Genomic DNA, 13,534 nt, shown 5'->3' with positions numbered 1-13,534 from the left:
GCTTACCCGATGGGTGGGCTGGTTCACCAGAGAATTCGAGAAGGACGGTTGAAAGGCCGCCGTTCCCGAGTTAAATCACGCTGTCTGCCCTGAACCAGGAAGATGAACACACGGACGGCCTGAATGAGAACCCTCTGTGAGATCGCGCACGCCTTGCTCTTAGGGGAGCCTCCGAAACTGCAGCGGGGAGACCCCGTAGCGGCGCCGGAACCATGCGGCAGCGATACGCCGATCTTGCCAACCCACTGTCCGTGCAGCGACAACCACTGGCAGAGCTGTTTCCTCAAGCAAACGGGCAAACTCCGTCAACCGAGTTTCAGCGAGCCAGCGCATTGGCGCTACCCCGAATGCGGTCGTGAACTGTCTTGTGAGCTGCGACTTTGACATCGCGACCGTTCGGGCAAGCTCGTCCATCGTCCAGGGATGTGCCAACCCTGCTCGTAGCAGTCTGGCTGCACGTTGCGCCTCGGCAGCAGGAATCGGGCCAGTGAGCTTCCCTGCTGGTATCAGCGTCATAGGGTGGGGCGGATTGCTTCCCAAAACGAGCACGGGAACGATGTGCTCGGCGGTCTGAGCGAATAGTGACATCAGCGCGGCCACTGCGGCTGCTCCTCCTCGCTGAGGGATCACGCTCATTCGCCGCAATAGGGGCTCCAACCGGGCGAGCCGTTCGCGACCGGCCCGGAAGACGAGCGCGCGGCCATCCCATCCCGCAGGATGAAACCCGGGCCGTACGCGGTCCGGTTCAGGCAGCGCCCACATCATATGAGATCGCAGGAACTCTTGGTCAAGGTAGATCGTCCATGTTCGCACCCGAGGTGCGGGCACAGCCGAATACCATACTCCGGCACCAAGTACTAGTACGTCACCCGTAGTGAGCAAATGCTCACCGGTCGGGGTGACGATACGGGATTGGCCGGCCATGACATGCACCAGCTTCGCGTGCCCGAATGCGACAGGCCCCACAGGTGCGCTCCGCACCGACTCGATAGCAGCCAATGGCCCGAGCAGCGGCGCAAGCTCCCGCAGGCGAGGCTGAACCATGTTCGCTGTGCGGTTCACGTCAGCTCCCCCCCCCGAACACCGGCAAGACAATTCCGCGTACGACAGTCGCGAGAAGACCAGAATGAACGCTGAGGGATTCAATCAATGATCATCCCCAGCAGGCCTCCAACACCTGCGAGCCGCGCTGCTCGATGCAGGTATGGTTCTTCGCGTGGCAAGCCCGATCGCGTCAAGTGGGATCATCTACGGTCCTTAAGCAGCAGCATTCGTAAGATGAAGCCGTCAAAGATCGCAGCGGTTAAAAAAATACCGAGAGAGCGGATCATCGCCCTATCGCTGGATATGGACCTCTCGAAACCGGAGATGATCAGGCTGGCGACGCTCGCAAGTATGCTCCGGAAATACTGACAACTGACGGCACCGCTTCGGACGCGAGGCTGTCGCTGGCGAGATTCTGAACCCACTCGCGAAACGTTCGCCTGTGGGGCGTCAATCGTTAGACCGAAGATGAGGCTCATGATGATTGGAGCGAAACCGTGCACAGACACATGGCCCTTTTTAAGAAGACGTGACTGCGTATTCGACAATTGACGAGAGCTACAGGTGACTGAAATGCAAATCTGGTCAGTACACAAGAAAGCGTTGTGTGGGTGCCAGTTGATCGAGCACCCACACAACGCTTCGCATTCGGTTCTAGCTAGCGTGGCGTGACCGTCTCGCATGAACGAGCACCAGTGATGCGCCAGCAAGGAGCATCAGGAGCGCGGCCCCTCCCAGACTCCAGAACGCTTCGCCGCCGGTGGTCGGCAGGTTGCTTTCAGGGTTCTTCGCGTCAGCGTTGCTGACCGCCATGCTCCGGTTAGTGAGCGTTGCTTCGCCCTCGCTGTTGGTCGCGGTCACGGTGAAGATGAAGGTACCCGCCTGGGTCGGGGTGCCTTTGATCCTGCCCGTGCTGCTCAGTGAAAGACCGTCCGGCAGTGCGCCCGCGGTGACTTTCACAGTCGGGACCGGATTCCCGGTGACGGTGAACGCATAGTCGTATGAGGCGCCGACGACCCCAGCACCCGGCTTGCCGGCAATGGTTGGTGCGGTCGCACCAGTCTCGGCTGATGCGACCGTGATGCTCTGGTCAGTAAGCGTTGCTTCGCCCTCGCTGTTGGTCGCGGTCACGGTGAAGATGAAGGTGCCCACCTGGGTCGGCGTGCCGGAAGTCACATCGTCATTGCTCAGCGTGAGCCCGTCCGGCAGCTTCCCGTCGGTGATGGTCACCTCCGGCGATGGAGTCCCAGTCACCGCGAAGGCGAAATTATATGGAGTACCCACAACTCCATTCCCTGGCGTGCCGGTGATCGCGGGGATTTCTGCGAACGGCACTACGGTGTAGGCGGCTGTTCCCGAAAACATGCTGATTCCTCCGCTGGGAAGCGAGATAGTCTCGCTCCAGGCGAGATTCCAGGTCCCAGGCTCGGTCCAAGTTACGTCAGTCCCGGAAAGAATACCGACGCCGCCCACCACCCATACGGGCACGAGTGCTTGGTTAGAATTGATTACCGCGATTGCCTGAGGAACGTTCACCACTGCGGAACGAGCAGGATGCTGATCCCAGGCGGTTGCAAAATCCAGGCTCGACAGGCCGGCGAGCGGGTACAGGTCGGAAACTTGGTTGCCGTCAAGATGCAAATCTTCCAAGTTCGTGAGACCAGCGAGCGGGGTAGTATCGGAAATCTGATTGTAGTCGAGATCCAATTGTTCGAGATCCTCGAGACCCGCGAGCTGAGTGACACTCACAATCTGGTTGGTGCTGAGATCGAGACCAACCAGATCGGTGAGACCGGCGAGCGGGTCGATGTCTGCGATTTGGTTGTTGTCGAGGGTGAGTGCTGTCAGGCCAGTCAGTTCTTCCAGCGGGGAAACATCAGCGATCTGTTTATGTGACAGGCCCAAGCTGGTGAGGCTCGTGAGATCGGCCAGCGGTGAGATGGCGGAGATCTGGTTGTCGGAAACGTCCAGGCTGTCCAATGCTGTGAGGCTGGAGAGCGGTCCGAGATCGATGATCGCATTGCTGGACACGTCGAGATAGTCCAGGTTTGTGAGTTCCGTCAGCGGGCCCAGATCGGAGATCTGGTTGTGGTCCAGCTCAACCCATTGCAAGTCGGTCAGGCCCTCGAGCGGCCCGATATCCGTGACCTGGTTGGTTCCAAGCTGCAGAACCAGCAGGTTGGTTACGCTCGCAAGCGGAGTCACGTCTGCGATCTGGTTCTCGCCCAAGTAGAGATCTGTCAGCCCTGTGGCGTAAGCAAGGGGACTGATATCGACGATCTCGAGCCCTTCGCATATCAGTGAAGTCACCGTCGCCATATCGCCCTCAGTCACAGGGGCGGGATCAGCGATATCGAGGGCATCCCTCACGCAGGATTCCAGGTTTGCGTCTGGAAAGAGCACGGTATCACCCGGATCTGCCTGGGCGGGAGCAACTACGCCAAACAACCGGCACCGACGCAACCGCGGCCAGAGCCAGGCCTCGTTTCCACCAGCTCCTGGCTCCTGCCGCTGATCGATCTGGCCCGGACAGGCCTGGAAGTCTTGAAGGGTGCATAGTGGATATGTTCCTGCTCGCTGATAGAAGATCATACATCGTGGCCGCGTGGGCACGATTGAGTTCGATAGTACGGGGTGATGGGTGAGATTGAGTGGGGCAGGAAGCGCTTTGCGTGCTGATCGGTTCGAGATTCAGAATGATCAGTTGTTGGATCCGTGACTGCGTACCCAGGGCGCAGTATCCAGGGGTCTGCTCCAATTCTCGTCGACAGTCTGACGTGAGCTTTCAGTCTTGGTTCCAGGAGGGGCGGCTAGTGAGTATCTCCTATAGCTGAGTGAGGACGGCGGCTGCGCGGTACATTATGGTGAGTTCGTCGTAGCGGGTGGCGATCGCCCGCCATTGCTTGTTCCGGCCGAAGCCGCGTTCCACGACGTCACGGCGCTTGTACACGGCGGTATCCTGGCCGGGTGGTCGGACGCCGCGCCGTCCTCGCCATTTGCGGGCGGCGATCTGGTTGCTCTTCTCGGGGTCACGGCCTCGATGCCGCGGGCGTGTAGGCCCTTGCGGATGACTTCGGCGGGGTGGGCCTTGTCCACGATGACCGGCGGAGGATGCGAGATCCTCGAACCGCCAAGAGGCTCGCCCGGGTCCGGTGGACGTCACGGTGTTCTCCCTCCGCGTCGGGGCGCGCTTCAGCCGATCCGGGAAGGCGCGGTTTCGATCAGGTGCGGCCGATCGCGGCGGGCTCCCACCGAGGAGATATCGGGAAGAGGGACGCGGCCGCCGAGCGAGACCGCGCGCCCCAGCCTCACGCCTGGACCTTGGCGAGCGCGGCCGCCTTGAGCGACGCGTACTCCTCGTCGGTGATCGCCCCGGCGTCGAGCAACTGCTTCGCTCGCACGATCTCATCGGTCGGCGTGGCCTCGGCCGCCACCGAGCGGATGTACGACTCAGCGGCATCCTGCGTCTGCTGCGCCTGGGCCGCCGCGCGCTCGCCCATGCCGCGCCCGCGAACGATGAGGTAGACCAAGGCGGTGAGGAAGGGCAGGAAGACGAGGAAGAGCAGCCAGACGGCCTTCGCGAAGCCGTTCAGCTTCCGATCGCGGAAGAGATCGCCGATGATCGAGAAGAGCGCCATCAGGTAGGCGATGAACACGAATATCGTGAGCATCCACCAGATGGCGTCCCAGATGTTGGAGAGGAATGACATGGGGTGTTCCTTTCGCTGCAGAGCAGATCGAATTGCTTGTCGGAAACGGGCGGTCGGGTCAGCTGGAGGTCAGGAGTCGCTGCTTCTGCGCATCGAACTCCGCCGGGGTGAGCACCCCGGCATCGCGCAGTTGCCCCAGTTGGGTCAGCTGGTCGATGAGGGCCTGCGTGTCGGGTGCGGCTGCCGGCGCTGAGGGCGGGGCCGTGGGTTGCGCCGGGACGTTCTGCGCCGGTGCGCTCTGCGCCCGGGCCGCGTCTTGGGCTGCCCACTGCGTCTGCTGGCGTCGCTGCACGTTCCCGACGACGCGGGCGGCGACGGATGCGCGAGCGGCGGTGCGGAGAAGACCCATGATGCTCCCTCAGTTCTTCGCGTCGGGGTCGGCGACCTCGACATCTGCGTTGTCGGTATCGAGATCCGCGGCGTCGATGCCGCCGGACCAGAGCTCGCGACCTGCGACGGCCGAGACGCTGCCCGCCACCGTGGCGAGTGTCCGATCCTCGTAGACCACGACGAGGGCCATCTCGTCATCGCCGAGATCCGCGGCGATCGTCGTCAGGTCGTCGGGCCGCAGGAGGTCTGTCTCGGCGGGGGCGAGGTCGTGCGGCAGCGACTCGAGCTGCGCGTGGCCGGCGGCGGTGCGCGAGACCAGCTCCACATCGAGGATCTCGGCCCGGCCTCCGCGGGCGAGCTCACGAATCTCGGCCGCGATCTCCGCGAGCCGCGCTGCGTGCGGGAGCGCGAACACCGCGAAGTTCAAGGGTCCGGTGTACTGGGCGTCGGACATATGGTTCTCCTTCTCCAGGTCAGGCCGAGCTCGCCGGGATGCCGGCGAAGTCGCCTGCGAGATCGAGCAGCAGGCGCGCGCCGAAACCGGTCGCGCCCTTGGTGCGCCACGAATCATCGGCGTCCACCTGCATCGTGCCCGCGATGTCGAGGTGCGCCCATGGGGTGCCGGCGGTGAAATGGTCGAGGAAGAGCGCCGCGGTGATGGTGCCGCCGAACGGGCCGCCGAGGTTCGAGATGTCGGCGATGTCCGAATCGAGCTGCTTCCGATACTTGCGCACCAGAGGCAACTGCCACACCTGCTCGTCGGTCGAACTCGACGAGCGGTTCACTGCGTCGATCACCCGCTCGTCGTTGCCGAGCAGCGCGGCCACGTGGCCGCCGAGCGAGACGAGGGCGGCTCCCGTGAGGGTCGCGATGTCGATGATGGCGTCGACCCCCTCCTCGTTGGCGAACGAGAATGCGTCGCTCATCACGAGGCGACCCTCGGCGTCGGTGTTCTTCACCTCGATCGTGGTGCCGCCCCGTGCGGTGAGCACGTCGCCGAGCTTGTACGAGGTGCCGGAGGGCATGTTGTCGGTGCACATGAGCCAGCCGAGCACTTCCGCGCGCACCCCCGCATCCCGCAGTCCCGTGAAGGCGCCCAGCACGGCCGCCGCACCGCCCATGTCCATCTTCATGAGCAGGTGCATCGGGTCGGACGGCTTCAGACTGATACCGCCGGAGTCGTACATGATGCCCTTGCCGATGAGCCCGAGCCGGCCGGCCGGCTCGTCCTCCGGGCGATAGCGCAGCACGATCATTCGGGGTTCCTCGACGGAGCCCTGATTGACGCCGAGCAGGCCACCGCAGCCGAGCTCGATCAGCTGCTGCTTGTCGAACGTCTCGACGTCGAAGCCGAACCGGTGACCGAGCTCGACGGCGATCTCGCCGAGATCGGTCGCGGTGAGGTGGCCCGGCGGTGTATTGGCCAGGTCGCGCGCCACGACCGCTGCGCGCGCGTTGATCCGGGCGGCTTCGACGGCCGGCCGATCCTCCTCGGAGGTGTCATCGATCGCCAGCTCCACGAGGGGTGCGTGCTTCGGCTCGCTCTTCAGTTCGGTGTACCGGTAGCGGGCGAGCAGCGCGCCCTCCACCAGCGCGGTGATCGCGGTCGATCGGTCGTCGCTCGGCAGGTCGAGGCTCAGGCCGACGCGTTCGCGCGAGGCCGCCGCGCGCACGACCGCGGCCGCCGTATCGCGCAGCTCAGCCGGGGTGGCGGCCGAGGAGTCGCCGAGGCCGACGGCCAGCAGGTCGGGGCCGCTCGCCCTGGGCAGCAGCAGCGTCTGGCCGGGCTTGGCCTCGAACCCGGCGGCCACGAGCGCGTCGCGTTCGAGGCCGATCAGGACCGGTACGTCGCCCGACTCCGGGATGCCGACCGCGATGAGGTCGACATCGGACGTGGAGTCTCCGAGGCTGATCCGAGTCGCTTCTACCGCGGCCAGACCGGGAACGGTGGCGAAGTCCTCGGGAATGAGTTTGTTCGGACTGCGGGTCATGATCCGGTTTCCTTTCACGGGAGGGGAGAGAGGACGAGCGCTACCCGATTTGCACGGGCGATCCCGGCCCCCACGGGATGCCGGTGAGGAACCAGACGACGTAGAGCGCTGTCCATGCCAGCAGCATCCACAGCGCGTACGGGATCATCAGGGCGATGATCGTGCCGATGCCCGCGTCTTTCTTGTACCGCTGCGCCACGGTGACCATGAACGGCAGATACACCATGAGCGGCGTGAGCACGTTGACCGGCGAATCACCGACACGGTAGGCGGCGAGCAGCGTCTGCGGGGCGACGTCGAGCGACGCGAAGATGGGGATGAACACCGGCGCGAAGATCACCCACTTCGGCACCAGCCCGGGCAGGATGAAGTCGAGCACCAGGATCACCAGGATGAACGCGAGCAGAAGGACGATGGCGGGCACGTTCGCATGCTGAAGCGCCTCCGCGGCGGAGATCGCCGCAACGGTGGGTAGATTCGTCCAGTTGAAGAGGGCGATGAACTGGGCGATCATCAAGAACATGACCAGCAGCCCGCCCAGGCTCCCGAAGGTCTTGGCGATCGCGGCGACGGCAGCCGAACCGCCCTTCAATGTCTTCGCTCCGGCCCCGTAGGCGACTCCGCAGACCAGGAAGGCCAACGAGATGATGAACACCAGGCTCGCCATGAACGGCGAAGTCCCTACGATCTCGTCGTTCGACGGGGCGCGCAACGGAGCCCCAGGGGGCAGCGTGAGCGCCAGGATCACGACGACGAAACCGAGCAGGGCCCAGCCGGAGAACTTCAGTCCGCGCGCCTCGGCATCGTGGTCGATGCTGTCGCCATCGTCGGCGACGGTCATCTCGGACTTGTCGTAGCCGCCGAGTCGTTTCTCGGTGACGAACATGGTCACGAGAAGTGCGACGAGTGTGAGTAGGAACGTCGAGACGATGCCGAAGTAGAGATTATGGGTGACCTGCAACGGCTTCATCCCCGCAGCGGCCAGCACGCCGTTGGTCACCTCGGTGAGCATGCTGTCACTCGGAGTGATGATGAGGTTCGCCCCGAATGCCGCGCCGACAGCGGCGAACGCCCCTGCGAGACCAGCGAGCGGGTGACGGCCGACGGTGAGGAAGGCGGCGGCGGCCAACGGCACCAGGATCAGGTAGCCGGCATCCGTGGCGACCGAGGAGAGCACACCGACGAAGAGAAGGATGGCGGCGAGCCAGCGCCTCGGAGCGACCTTCACCACGCGGCGGATCAGCGCACCCATGAGACCCGCATGCTCGGCGACGCCCACGCCCGCCATGGCGATCAGTACGGTGGCGACGACGCTGAATCCGGCGAAATTGTCCACGAACGACGTGAAGAAGAAACGCAGGCCATCGACCGAGATGAGGTTCTTCACCTCGAACGTACGGGTCTCGACGACGTACTTCGGGACATCGGCGGGCTCGCCCGTCGCGGTGTCGTAGATCTGCCAGTTCGTGCCGAACTGGTCGTTCAGCTGCGAGACCTGATCGGTGTTCACCGGAGTCGCGACCTCGTCGGAGACCGAAACCCCCACCCAACTGAGAATCGCCGAGAGCACGGCGATGAACCCGATCAGATACAGGAACATGATCGTCGGGTCGGGAACCTTGTTCCCCACCCGCTCGATCCAGTTCAGAAACCCCTTCTGGCGCGGTGCTGGAACAACGCTGGCAGCTGCTTTCATGTCTACTACTCCTACACTCGCGAAAACGACACTGACGCCACTGAAGAACAGGCCTACTAGATTCCGAGGGCGGGCCATCAACAATGAGAACCTAGCCAGATCATATCGCTGTTCCTTGCCCAAGCTATACGAGAATCCGCGCGCGGACTACGCTCGCTTATATGGATCCGATCGGCATCGTCTTCATCATCCTGTCGGTGGCCGTCGTCGCATTCGTGACGAACCGGATTCCGCTGGGCGTGATCGCCATCGGGGTGTCTCTGGCGCTGTTCCTCTCTGGCGTGCTGGATCTCGGCGAGGCTCTCGCCGGGTTCGGGGATCCCACCGTGCTGTTCATCGCCTCGCTCTTCGTGATTAGCGAAGCGCTCCAGTCCTCGGGCGTGATCGCCTGGGCCGGCCAGCAGGTCGTCTCGCGGGCCGGCACCAGGCGCGTGCCGCTGATCGTCGTGCTCTGCCTGCTCACGGCGGTCATCACCTCGCTGATCAGCGTGAACGGCTCGGTCGCGGCGTTCCTGCCTCTGGTGGTGGTAGTAGCGATGCGCGCCGGCATCGCGCCGTCGCAGATGCTGCTACCGCTGGCGTTCTCGGCGCACGCCGGATCGATGCTCGCGCTCACCGGCACCCCGGTGAACATCCTCGTCTCAGACGCGGCGGCGGATGCCGGCGCGCGACCGTTCGGCTACTTCGAGTTCGCGCTGGCCGGGCTCCCGCTGCTCGCGGGCACGGTGGCGATCGTGGTGCTGCTCGGCCCGCGACTGCTGCCTGAGCGGCACGCGCCGTCGGCGCCCATGGACGTGCTGCGGCTCGCGGAACTGCTGCGCCGCGACTACGACCTGGCACCCGCCGACATCGCGGTGAGCGCGAGCCGCGGGGTGACCGAGGTGGTGATCCCACCGCGTTCGCAACTGATCGGCATGCACGTGTTTCCCGGCATGTGCACGCCCAGCGGCGACCTGGTGATCCTCGCCGCGCGTCGTGGAGACGAGCACCTCGACGGACCGAAGTCGACGCTGCGGACGGGGGACACGCTGCTGCTCGACGGCAGCTGGGACGATCTCAGCCGGCACACCTCCGACGACCGCGAGGTGCTGGTGGTCGATCGCCCCGATCTGCTTCGCCGCAGCATTCCGCTGGGGCAGGGGGCGAAGCGCACACTAGTCGTCACCGCCGCGATGCTGGTGCTGCTGGTCACCGGAATCGTTCCCGCAGCGGTCGCCGGCCTGCTCGCGGCATGCGCGCTCATCCTCATGAAGGTCGTCTCTCCCACCCAGGCCTACCGCTCGATCTCGTGGACCACCGTGGTGCTCGTCGCCGGCATGATCCCGCTCTCGACCGCATTCCAATCGACCGGAGCCGCACAGCTGATCGCCGATTGGCTCCTGACCGCGGTCGGAGGGTTCGGCCCCACCGCGGCGCTCACCGCGATCGCGATCGTCACGCTGATCCTCGGCCAACTCATCAGCAACACCGCCACCGTGCTGATCATGATCCCCATCGCGCTCGCGCTCGCCGACGCCATGCACGTCTCACCGCTGCCGTTCCTGATGGGACTGACCGTGGCAGGTGCTGCGGCGTTCCTCACCCCGGTCGCGACTCCGGCGAATCTCATGGTGATGCAACCTGGTCAGTACCGCTTCGGCGACTACGCGAAGTTCGGGCTGCCGTTCGTGGTGCTGTTCTTCGCGGTCGCTGTGTTCTGGGTGCCCCTCATCTGGCCATTCAGAGCGTAAGAGAGCAACTACTTCCGCCTAGTTCCTCATTTCTTCATGCAACCCTCTCCAAGAAACTCAACGCCGCCCGATGACGGGCATATCTGAACACGCGAATGGCCCAGCCGAAAGTGATCGAGAACGTCTCCTTCCTCGCCGCGCAAAGCGTTGCCTAGTAGTCCCAGTCTTGTAGACCAAGGTCATGCGAGCAGGTAGAGAAGGCAAGAAGGGCTTTGCGCGATAAGACAACCGGAAACCGACCGCAAGAGTGAGAAGTCCAATCCTGCTACTAGTCGGTGTGCAAGACCTCTTCCTGATCCGTCTGCTGATTGCGCAGAAAACCTCTACAGATGTCGTTCACATTGCGCCAAGCAGTTTGAGGAATCGATGAGTTCCCAGCCATGTCGTGGGATCGAAGGTTGTGGCGTAGTTGGTCCTCAACCGATGCCACAACCATCGATGATCGCCCTTCGTGGGTCCCTGCTGCTATCGCTTCTGCTCTCTTCTGCGCAGCACGAGGAGAACACCTGCTGCTGTGCTGAGCAGTCCAAGACCGGCCAAGATGCCCAGGCCTTGTCCGCCGGTCACGCTCAGATTGTCGGCGCCATTTCCATCCCCGTTCCCCGGCGGAACTGCGGGCTTCTCAGAAGCCGCCACACTGGCGCTATCCACGCGGACGAGGGGATCGACCCCAAGTTCTTCCGTGCAAGTCCCCGGCGCCTCTTCACCGGTGCAGCGCATTGCGATTCCGCTGGCGTGCGCGGTGTTGACGAACTTCTCGGCCTGCTCAGCCTTCCACGTGCAGGTGCTGGTGCGCGTCTCCCCTGGCGAAAGTGTACCGATCTGCTGGGAGCAGCTGGTGACGTCGAGGTCTTCGAGTGCGACTTGGTCGAGGCGTACGTTGCCGTCGTTCGTGACCTTGATCGTGAAGGTTACGGTGTCTCCTACGTGAACTTCTTGCTGGGAGACGGACTTCTCGATTCTGAGCGAGGGACGCGCGGCAATTGCCGGGGCCGTGTCGTCCTCTGCGACGGTGTTCCCGAGCGGGTCGGTTCCGGTGACCGTCGCCGTGTTCTCGTTTCCGGCGATCGGCGCAGTCGCAGAGCAGCTGAGGGAGTGCTGTGCTCCGGCGGCAAGCGTTCCAAGTTCCGCGGAGCAGCCCGGTGCCTTGGGATCCTCGACATGGACATCGCTCAGTTCGACGTCGCCGGTGTTCTCAACGATGATTGCGAAGTTCACCGTCTCCCCGTCCAGATACAGGGCCTTGTCCGCGGACTTGGTGATCGACAGTGCCGGATGGATGACCTCGACCGTGGCACTGTCCTCGTCGCTGAGTTCAGTGCCGAGTTCGGTGCGAGCCGTGACGGTAGCGGTATTGGTCACAGTCTGCTCCGGGAGCACGCCCTGGCAGGTGTAGGTATAGCTATCGGATACCAGGAAGCTCGATGGAATCTCGCGGTCGCAGCTCGCTTCTTGCGGGTCGGTAACAGTAACGTCGTGGATCTCAGCAGGGCTGGGGTTTGATACGGTGATCGTCCAGACCACCGGGTCTCCAGGTCTGCCCTTAGAGATATTCGCGGTCTTCTCGATGTGCACGCTCGCAACGGGCGCCTCCAGCCAGGCAGACTGCAGCCAGTAGCCATCTCCATTCGTCCGGAACCCCAGCGTCGCCTGCGTATCGCCAGCATGGATGAGGTTGGTCGTGAAGTCGTTCACGTCGACGCTGAAGTTCACGCCCCAGGCCGGATCACTTGCTCCGGTCGCGGAAGAAACGAAGAAATCGTTGAGGGTGCCATAGCCAGTCGGCTCAGGAACATCGGTCCCGTTGATTGAGAAACGGTCCCCGACGGTGCCTCGATCGCCTTCGTAGGCGACGAGCCCGAGCCTATTGGTCGATGAAACCGCTTCGAATCCGGTAAATACGGCGGTAGAGGGAAGATCGGCCGAGCCCTGCCGGACGTGTCCCTGAGAGATATTGATGGCGTTCTGGTATTCGGCGACCCCGGCAACGGGGCCGTCGAAAGCCCATACCACCGTGAGGCCCCAGCCTGCGGTGCAGTTCACGCCAGCGGGTGCCCAGATGTTCGAGACGGTCACTGTTGTGACGCCGGAGAGCCCTGAACTCTCCAGCAAGCCGGTCACGTCCGACCAGCCCGTGTACATGCGGTCGCTGTTGTTGGGCCAGCCGGCTCCGGTGTCGCGGGTCACATGCGGCGTCACCCAGGTGGGTGCTGAACCGTTGATCTGGATGCCAGGAGACTGAGTCTCTGGAGTCGCCGCCGCCGGCGATGAAGGCATTGTCGTGGGGAATTGCGTCGCATACTGCTGCCCTACGATGTTGCACGACCTGATCGATGAGGTAGTACCCCCGGAGGTCCTGAACTCTCCCGTATGGCCCGCCCATTCGAGCATGGCGTACTTGATCGAAGCTCCGGCCGGGATCGTGAACTGCGCGGACGAGTTGTTAAAGGTATCGCTTCGCCCGTCGGTGTCGTTCCAGCGCATTGAGTAGTCGTTGTTGTTCGTGTAGGTGCCGGCAGGGACCGTACCGGCTTGTGCTTGGGCGCATGCCTCGAAACTCGTGCCAGCTCGCAGGTTGACTCCATCGGACGCCGTCGGGCATCGCATACTCCCGTTGCCCACTGAGAGCACTGAACCGTAGACCGTGTCGGAGTACACGGATTCGAGAGGCAGGACGACCGACGCCTGAGCGGCTGCGGAGGGAACTGATAGCCCCAGTGCAACTCCAGCGAGGACCAACAGGGTCGAGACGAAGCTTTTCTTGCGGCGGGGCATAGAGGGTTCGGGTTTCATGTGCTGTGTAGCTTCTTTCAAGTCAGGGCTGAACTCGTGTGCAGCGCCGGACCGCCGCTTAGTTGGAGTGATCATAGTTCGCTCAGGCGCATGAGGCTAGGGCTGCCATGGCATTGCCTCGTGCTTGAGGTTGGCCGGACTATCGTCACAGGCCCTCTTCCCTGACGTCGAGGTGCCTATCCTGTGATGGCCCAGGCTCATGGGGAAGTTACGCGCGCACGGGGGGGGGGGGGGGGGGGG

Annotated in this window: 9 protein-coding genes; 1 reads left to right on the top strand and 8 read right to left on the bottom strand. The window is 63.5% G+C overall.

The window, feature by feature from the left end:
• Positions 1-159: 159 nt before the first annotated feature.
• From EGM46_RS15205 to EGM46_RS11025, 7 genes are all read right to left on the bottom strand, one after another.
• Positions 160-516 carry a helix-turn-helix transcriptional regulator gene (locus tag EGM46_RS15205; RefSeq protein ID WP_369699845.1) on the bottom strand — a complete coding sequence of 119 codons (357 nt, stop codon included), beginning with the start codon at positions 514-516 and terminating at the stop codon, positions 160-162.
• Positions 517-1,698: 1,182 nt separating this feature from the next.
• Positions 1,699-3,414 carry a leucine-rich repeat domain-containing protein gene (locus EGM46_RS11055; RefSeq protein WP_052961215.1) on the bottom strand — a complete coding sequence of 572 codons (1,716 nt, stop codon included), beginning with the start codon at positions 3,412-3,414 and terminating at the stop codon, positions 1,699-1,701.
• 938 nt (positions 3,415-4,352) lie between these two features.
• A complete protein-coding gene (locus EGM46_RS11045; protein ID WP_125100206.1) occupies positions 4,353-4,754 on the bottom strand; it encodes an SHOCT domain-containing protein in 402 nt (133 codons plus the stop codon).
• A gap of 58 nt (positions 4,755-4,812) precedes the next feature.
• Entirely contained in the window at positions 4,813-5,103 is a 291-nt protein-coding gene (locus EGM46_RS11040) for an SHOCT domain-containing protein (protein WP_125100205.1), read from the bottom strand.
• A 9-nt stretch (positions 5,104-5,112) separates the two neighbouring features.
• Complete coding sequence (locus EGM46_RS11035) at positions 5,113-5,538, bottom strand: hypothetical protein (protein WP_125100204.1); 426 nt, start codon at positions 5,536-5,538, stop codon at positions 5,113-5,115.
• Between the two features lie 19 nt (positions 5,539-5,557).
• Entirely contained in the window at positions 5,558-7,075 is a 1,518-nt protein-coding gene (locus tag EGM46_RS11030; RefSeq protein ID WP_125100203.1) for a leucyl aminopeptidase, read from the bottom strand.
• A gap of 40 nt (positions 7,076-7,115) precedes the next feature.
• Positions 7,116-8,771 (bottom strand): AbgT family transporter, encoded by a 1,656-nt coding sequence (locus EGM46_RS11025; RefSeq protein ID WP_046453922.1) that lies wholly within the window; start codon positions 8,769-8,771, stop codon positions 7,116-7,118.
• 161 nt (positions 8,772-8,932) lie between these two features.
• Here EGM46_RS11025 and EGM46_RS11020 point away from each other — a divergent pair, with 161 nt between their 5' ends.
• Positions 8,933-10,501 (top strand): SLC13 family permease, encoded by a 1,569-nt coding sequence (locus tag EGM46_RS11020; protein ID WP_125100202.1) that lies wholly within the window; start codon positions 8,933-8,935, stop codon positions 10,499-10,501.
• Positions 10,502-10,966: 465 nt separating this feature from the next.
• Here the strand turns inward: EGM46_RS11020 and EGM46_RS11015 are convergent, their stop codons facing one another.
• Entirely contained in the window at positions 10,967-12,985 is a 2,019-nt protein-coding gene (locus EGM46_RS11015; protein ID WP_164512877.1) for a DUF7507 domain-containing protein, read from the bottom strand.
• Positions 12,986-13,534 lie beyond the last annotated feature (549 nt).

Source organism: Leucobacter chromiireducens (assembly GCF_003917135.1).
GTDB classification, from domain to species: Bacteria; Actinomycetota; Actinomycetes; order Actinomycetales; family Microbacteriaceae; genus Leucobacter; species Leucobacter chromiireducens_A.
The sequence above is the reverse complement of the archived record's forward strand: the minus strand, read 5'-3'. Positions and strand labels throughout refer to the sequence as shown.

Coding starts and splice junctions, on each gene's coding strand:
- EGM46_RS11025 (WP_046453922.1), bottom strand. CDS start 8,771: ATGAAAGCAGCTGCCAGCGTTGTTCCAGCACCGCGCCAGAAGGGGTTT.
- EGM46_RS11015 (WP_164512877.1), bottom strand. CDS start 12,985: ATGCGCTGGAACGACACCGACGGGCGAAGCGATACCTTTAACAACTCG.
- EGM46_RS11020 (WP_125100202.1), top strand. CDS start 8,933: ATGGATCCGATCGGCATCGTCTTCATCATCCTGTCGGTGGCCGTCGTC.
- EGM46_RS11045 (WP_125100206.1), bottom strand. CDS start 4,754: ATGTCATTCCTCTCCAACATCTGGGACGCCATCTGGTGGATGCTCACG.
- EGM46_RS11035 (WP_125100204.1), bottom strand. CDS start 5,538: ATGTCCGACGCCCAGTACACCGGACCCTTGAACTTCGCGGTGTTCGCG.
- EGM46_RS11030 (WP_125100203.1), bottom strand. CDS start 7,075: ATGACCCGCAGTCCGAACAAACTCATTCCCGAGGACTTCGCCACCGTT.
- EGM46_RS15205 (WP_369699845.1), bottom strand. CDS start 516: ATGACGCTGATACCAGCAGGGAAGCTCACTGGCCCGATTCCTGCTGCC.
- EGM46_RS11040 (WP_125100205.1), bottom strand. CDS start 5,103: ATGGGTCTTCTCCGCACCGCCGCTCGCGCATCCGTCGCCGCCCGCGTC.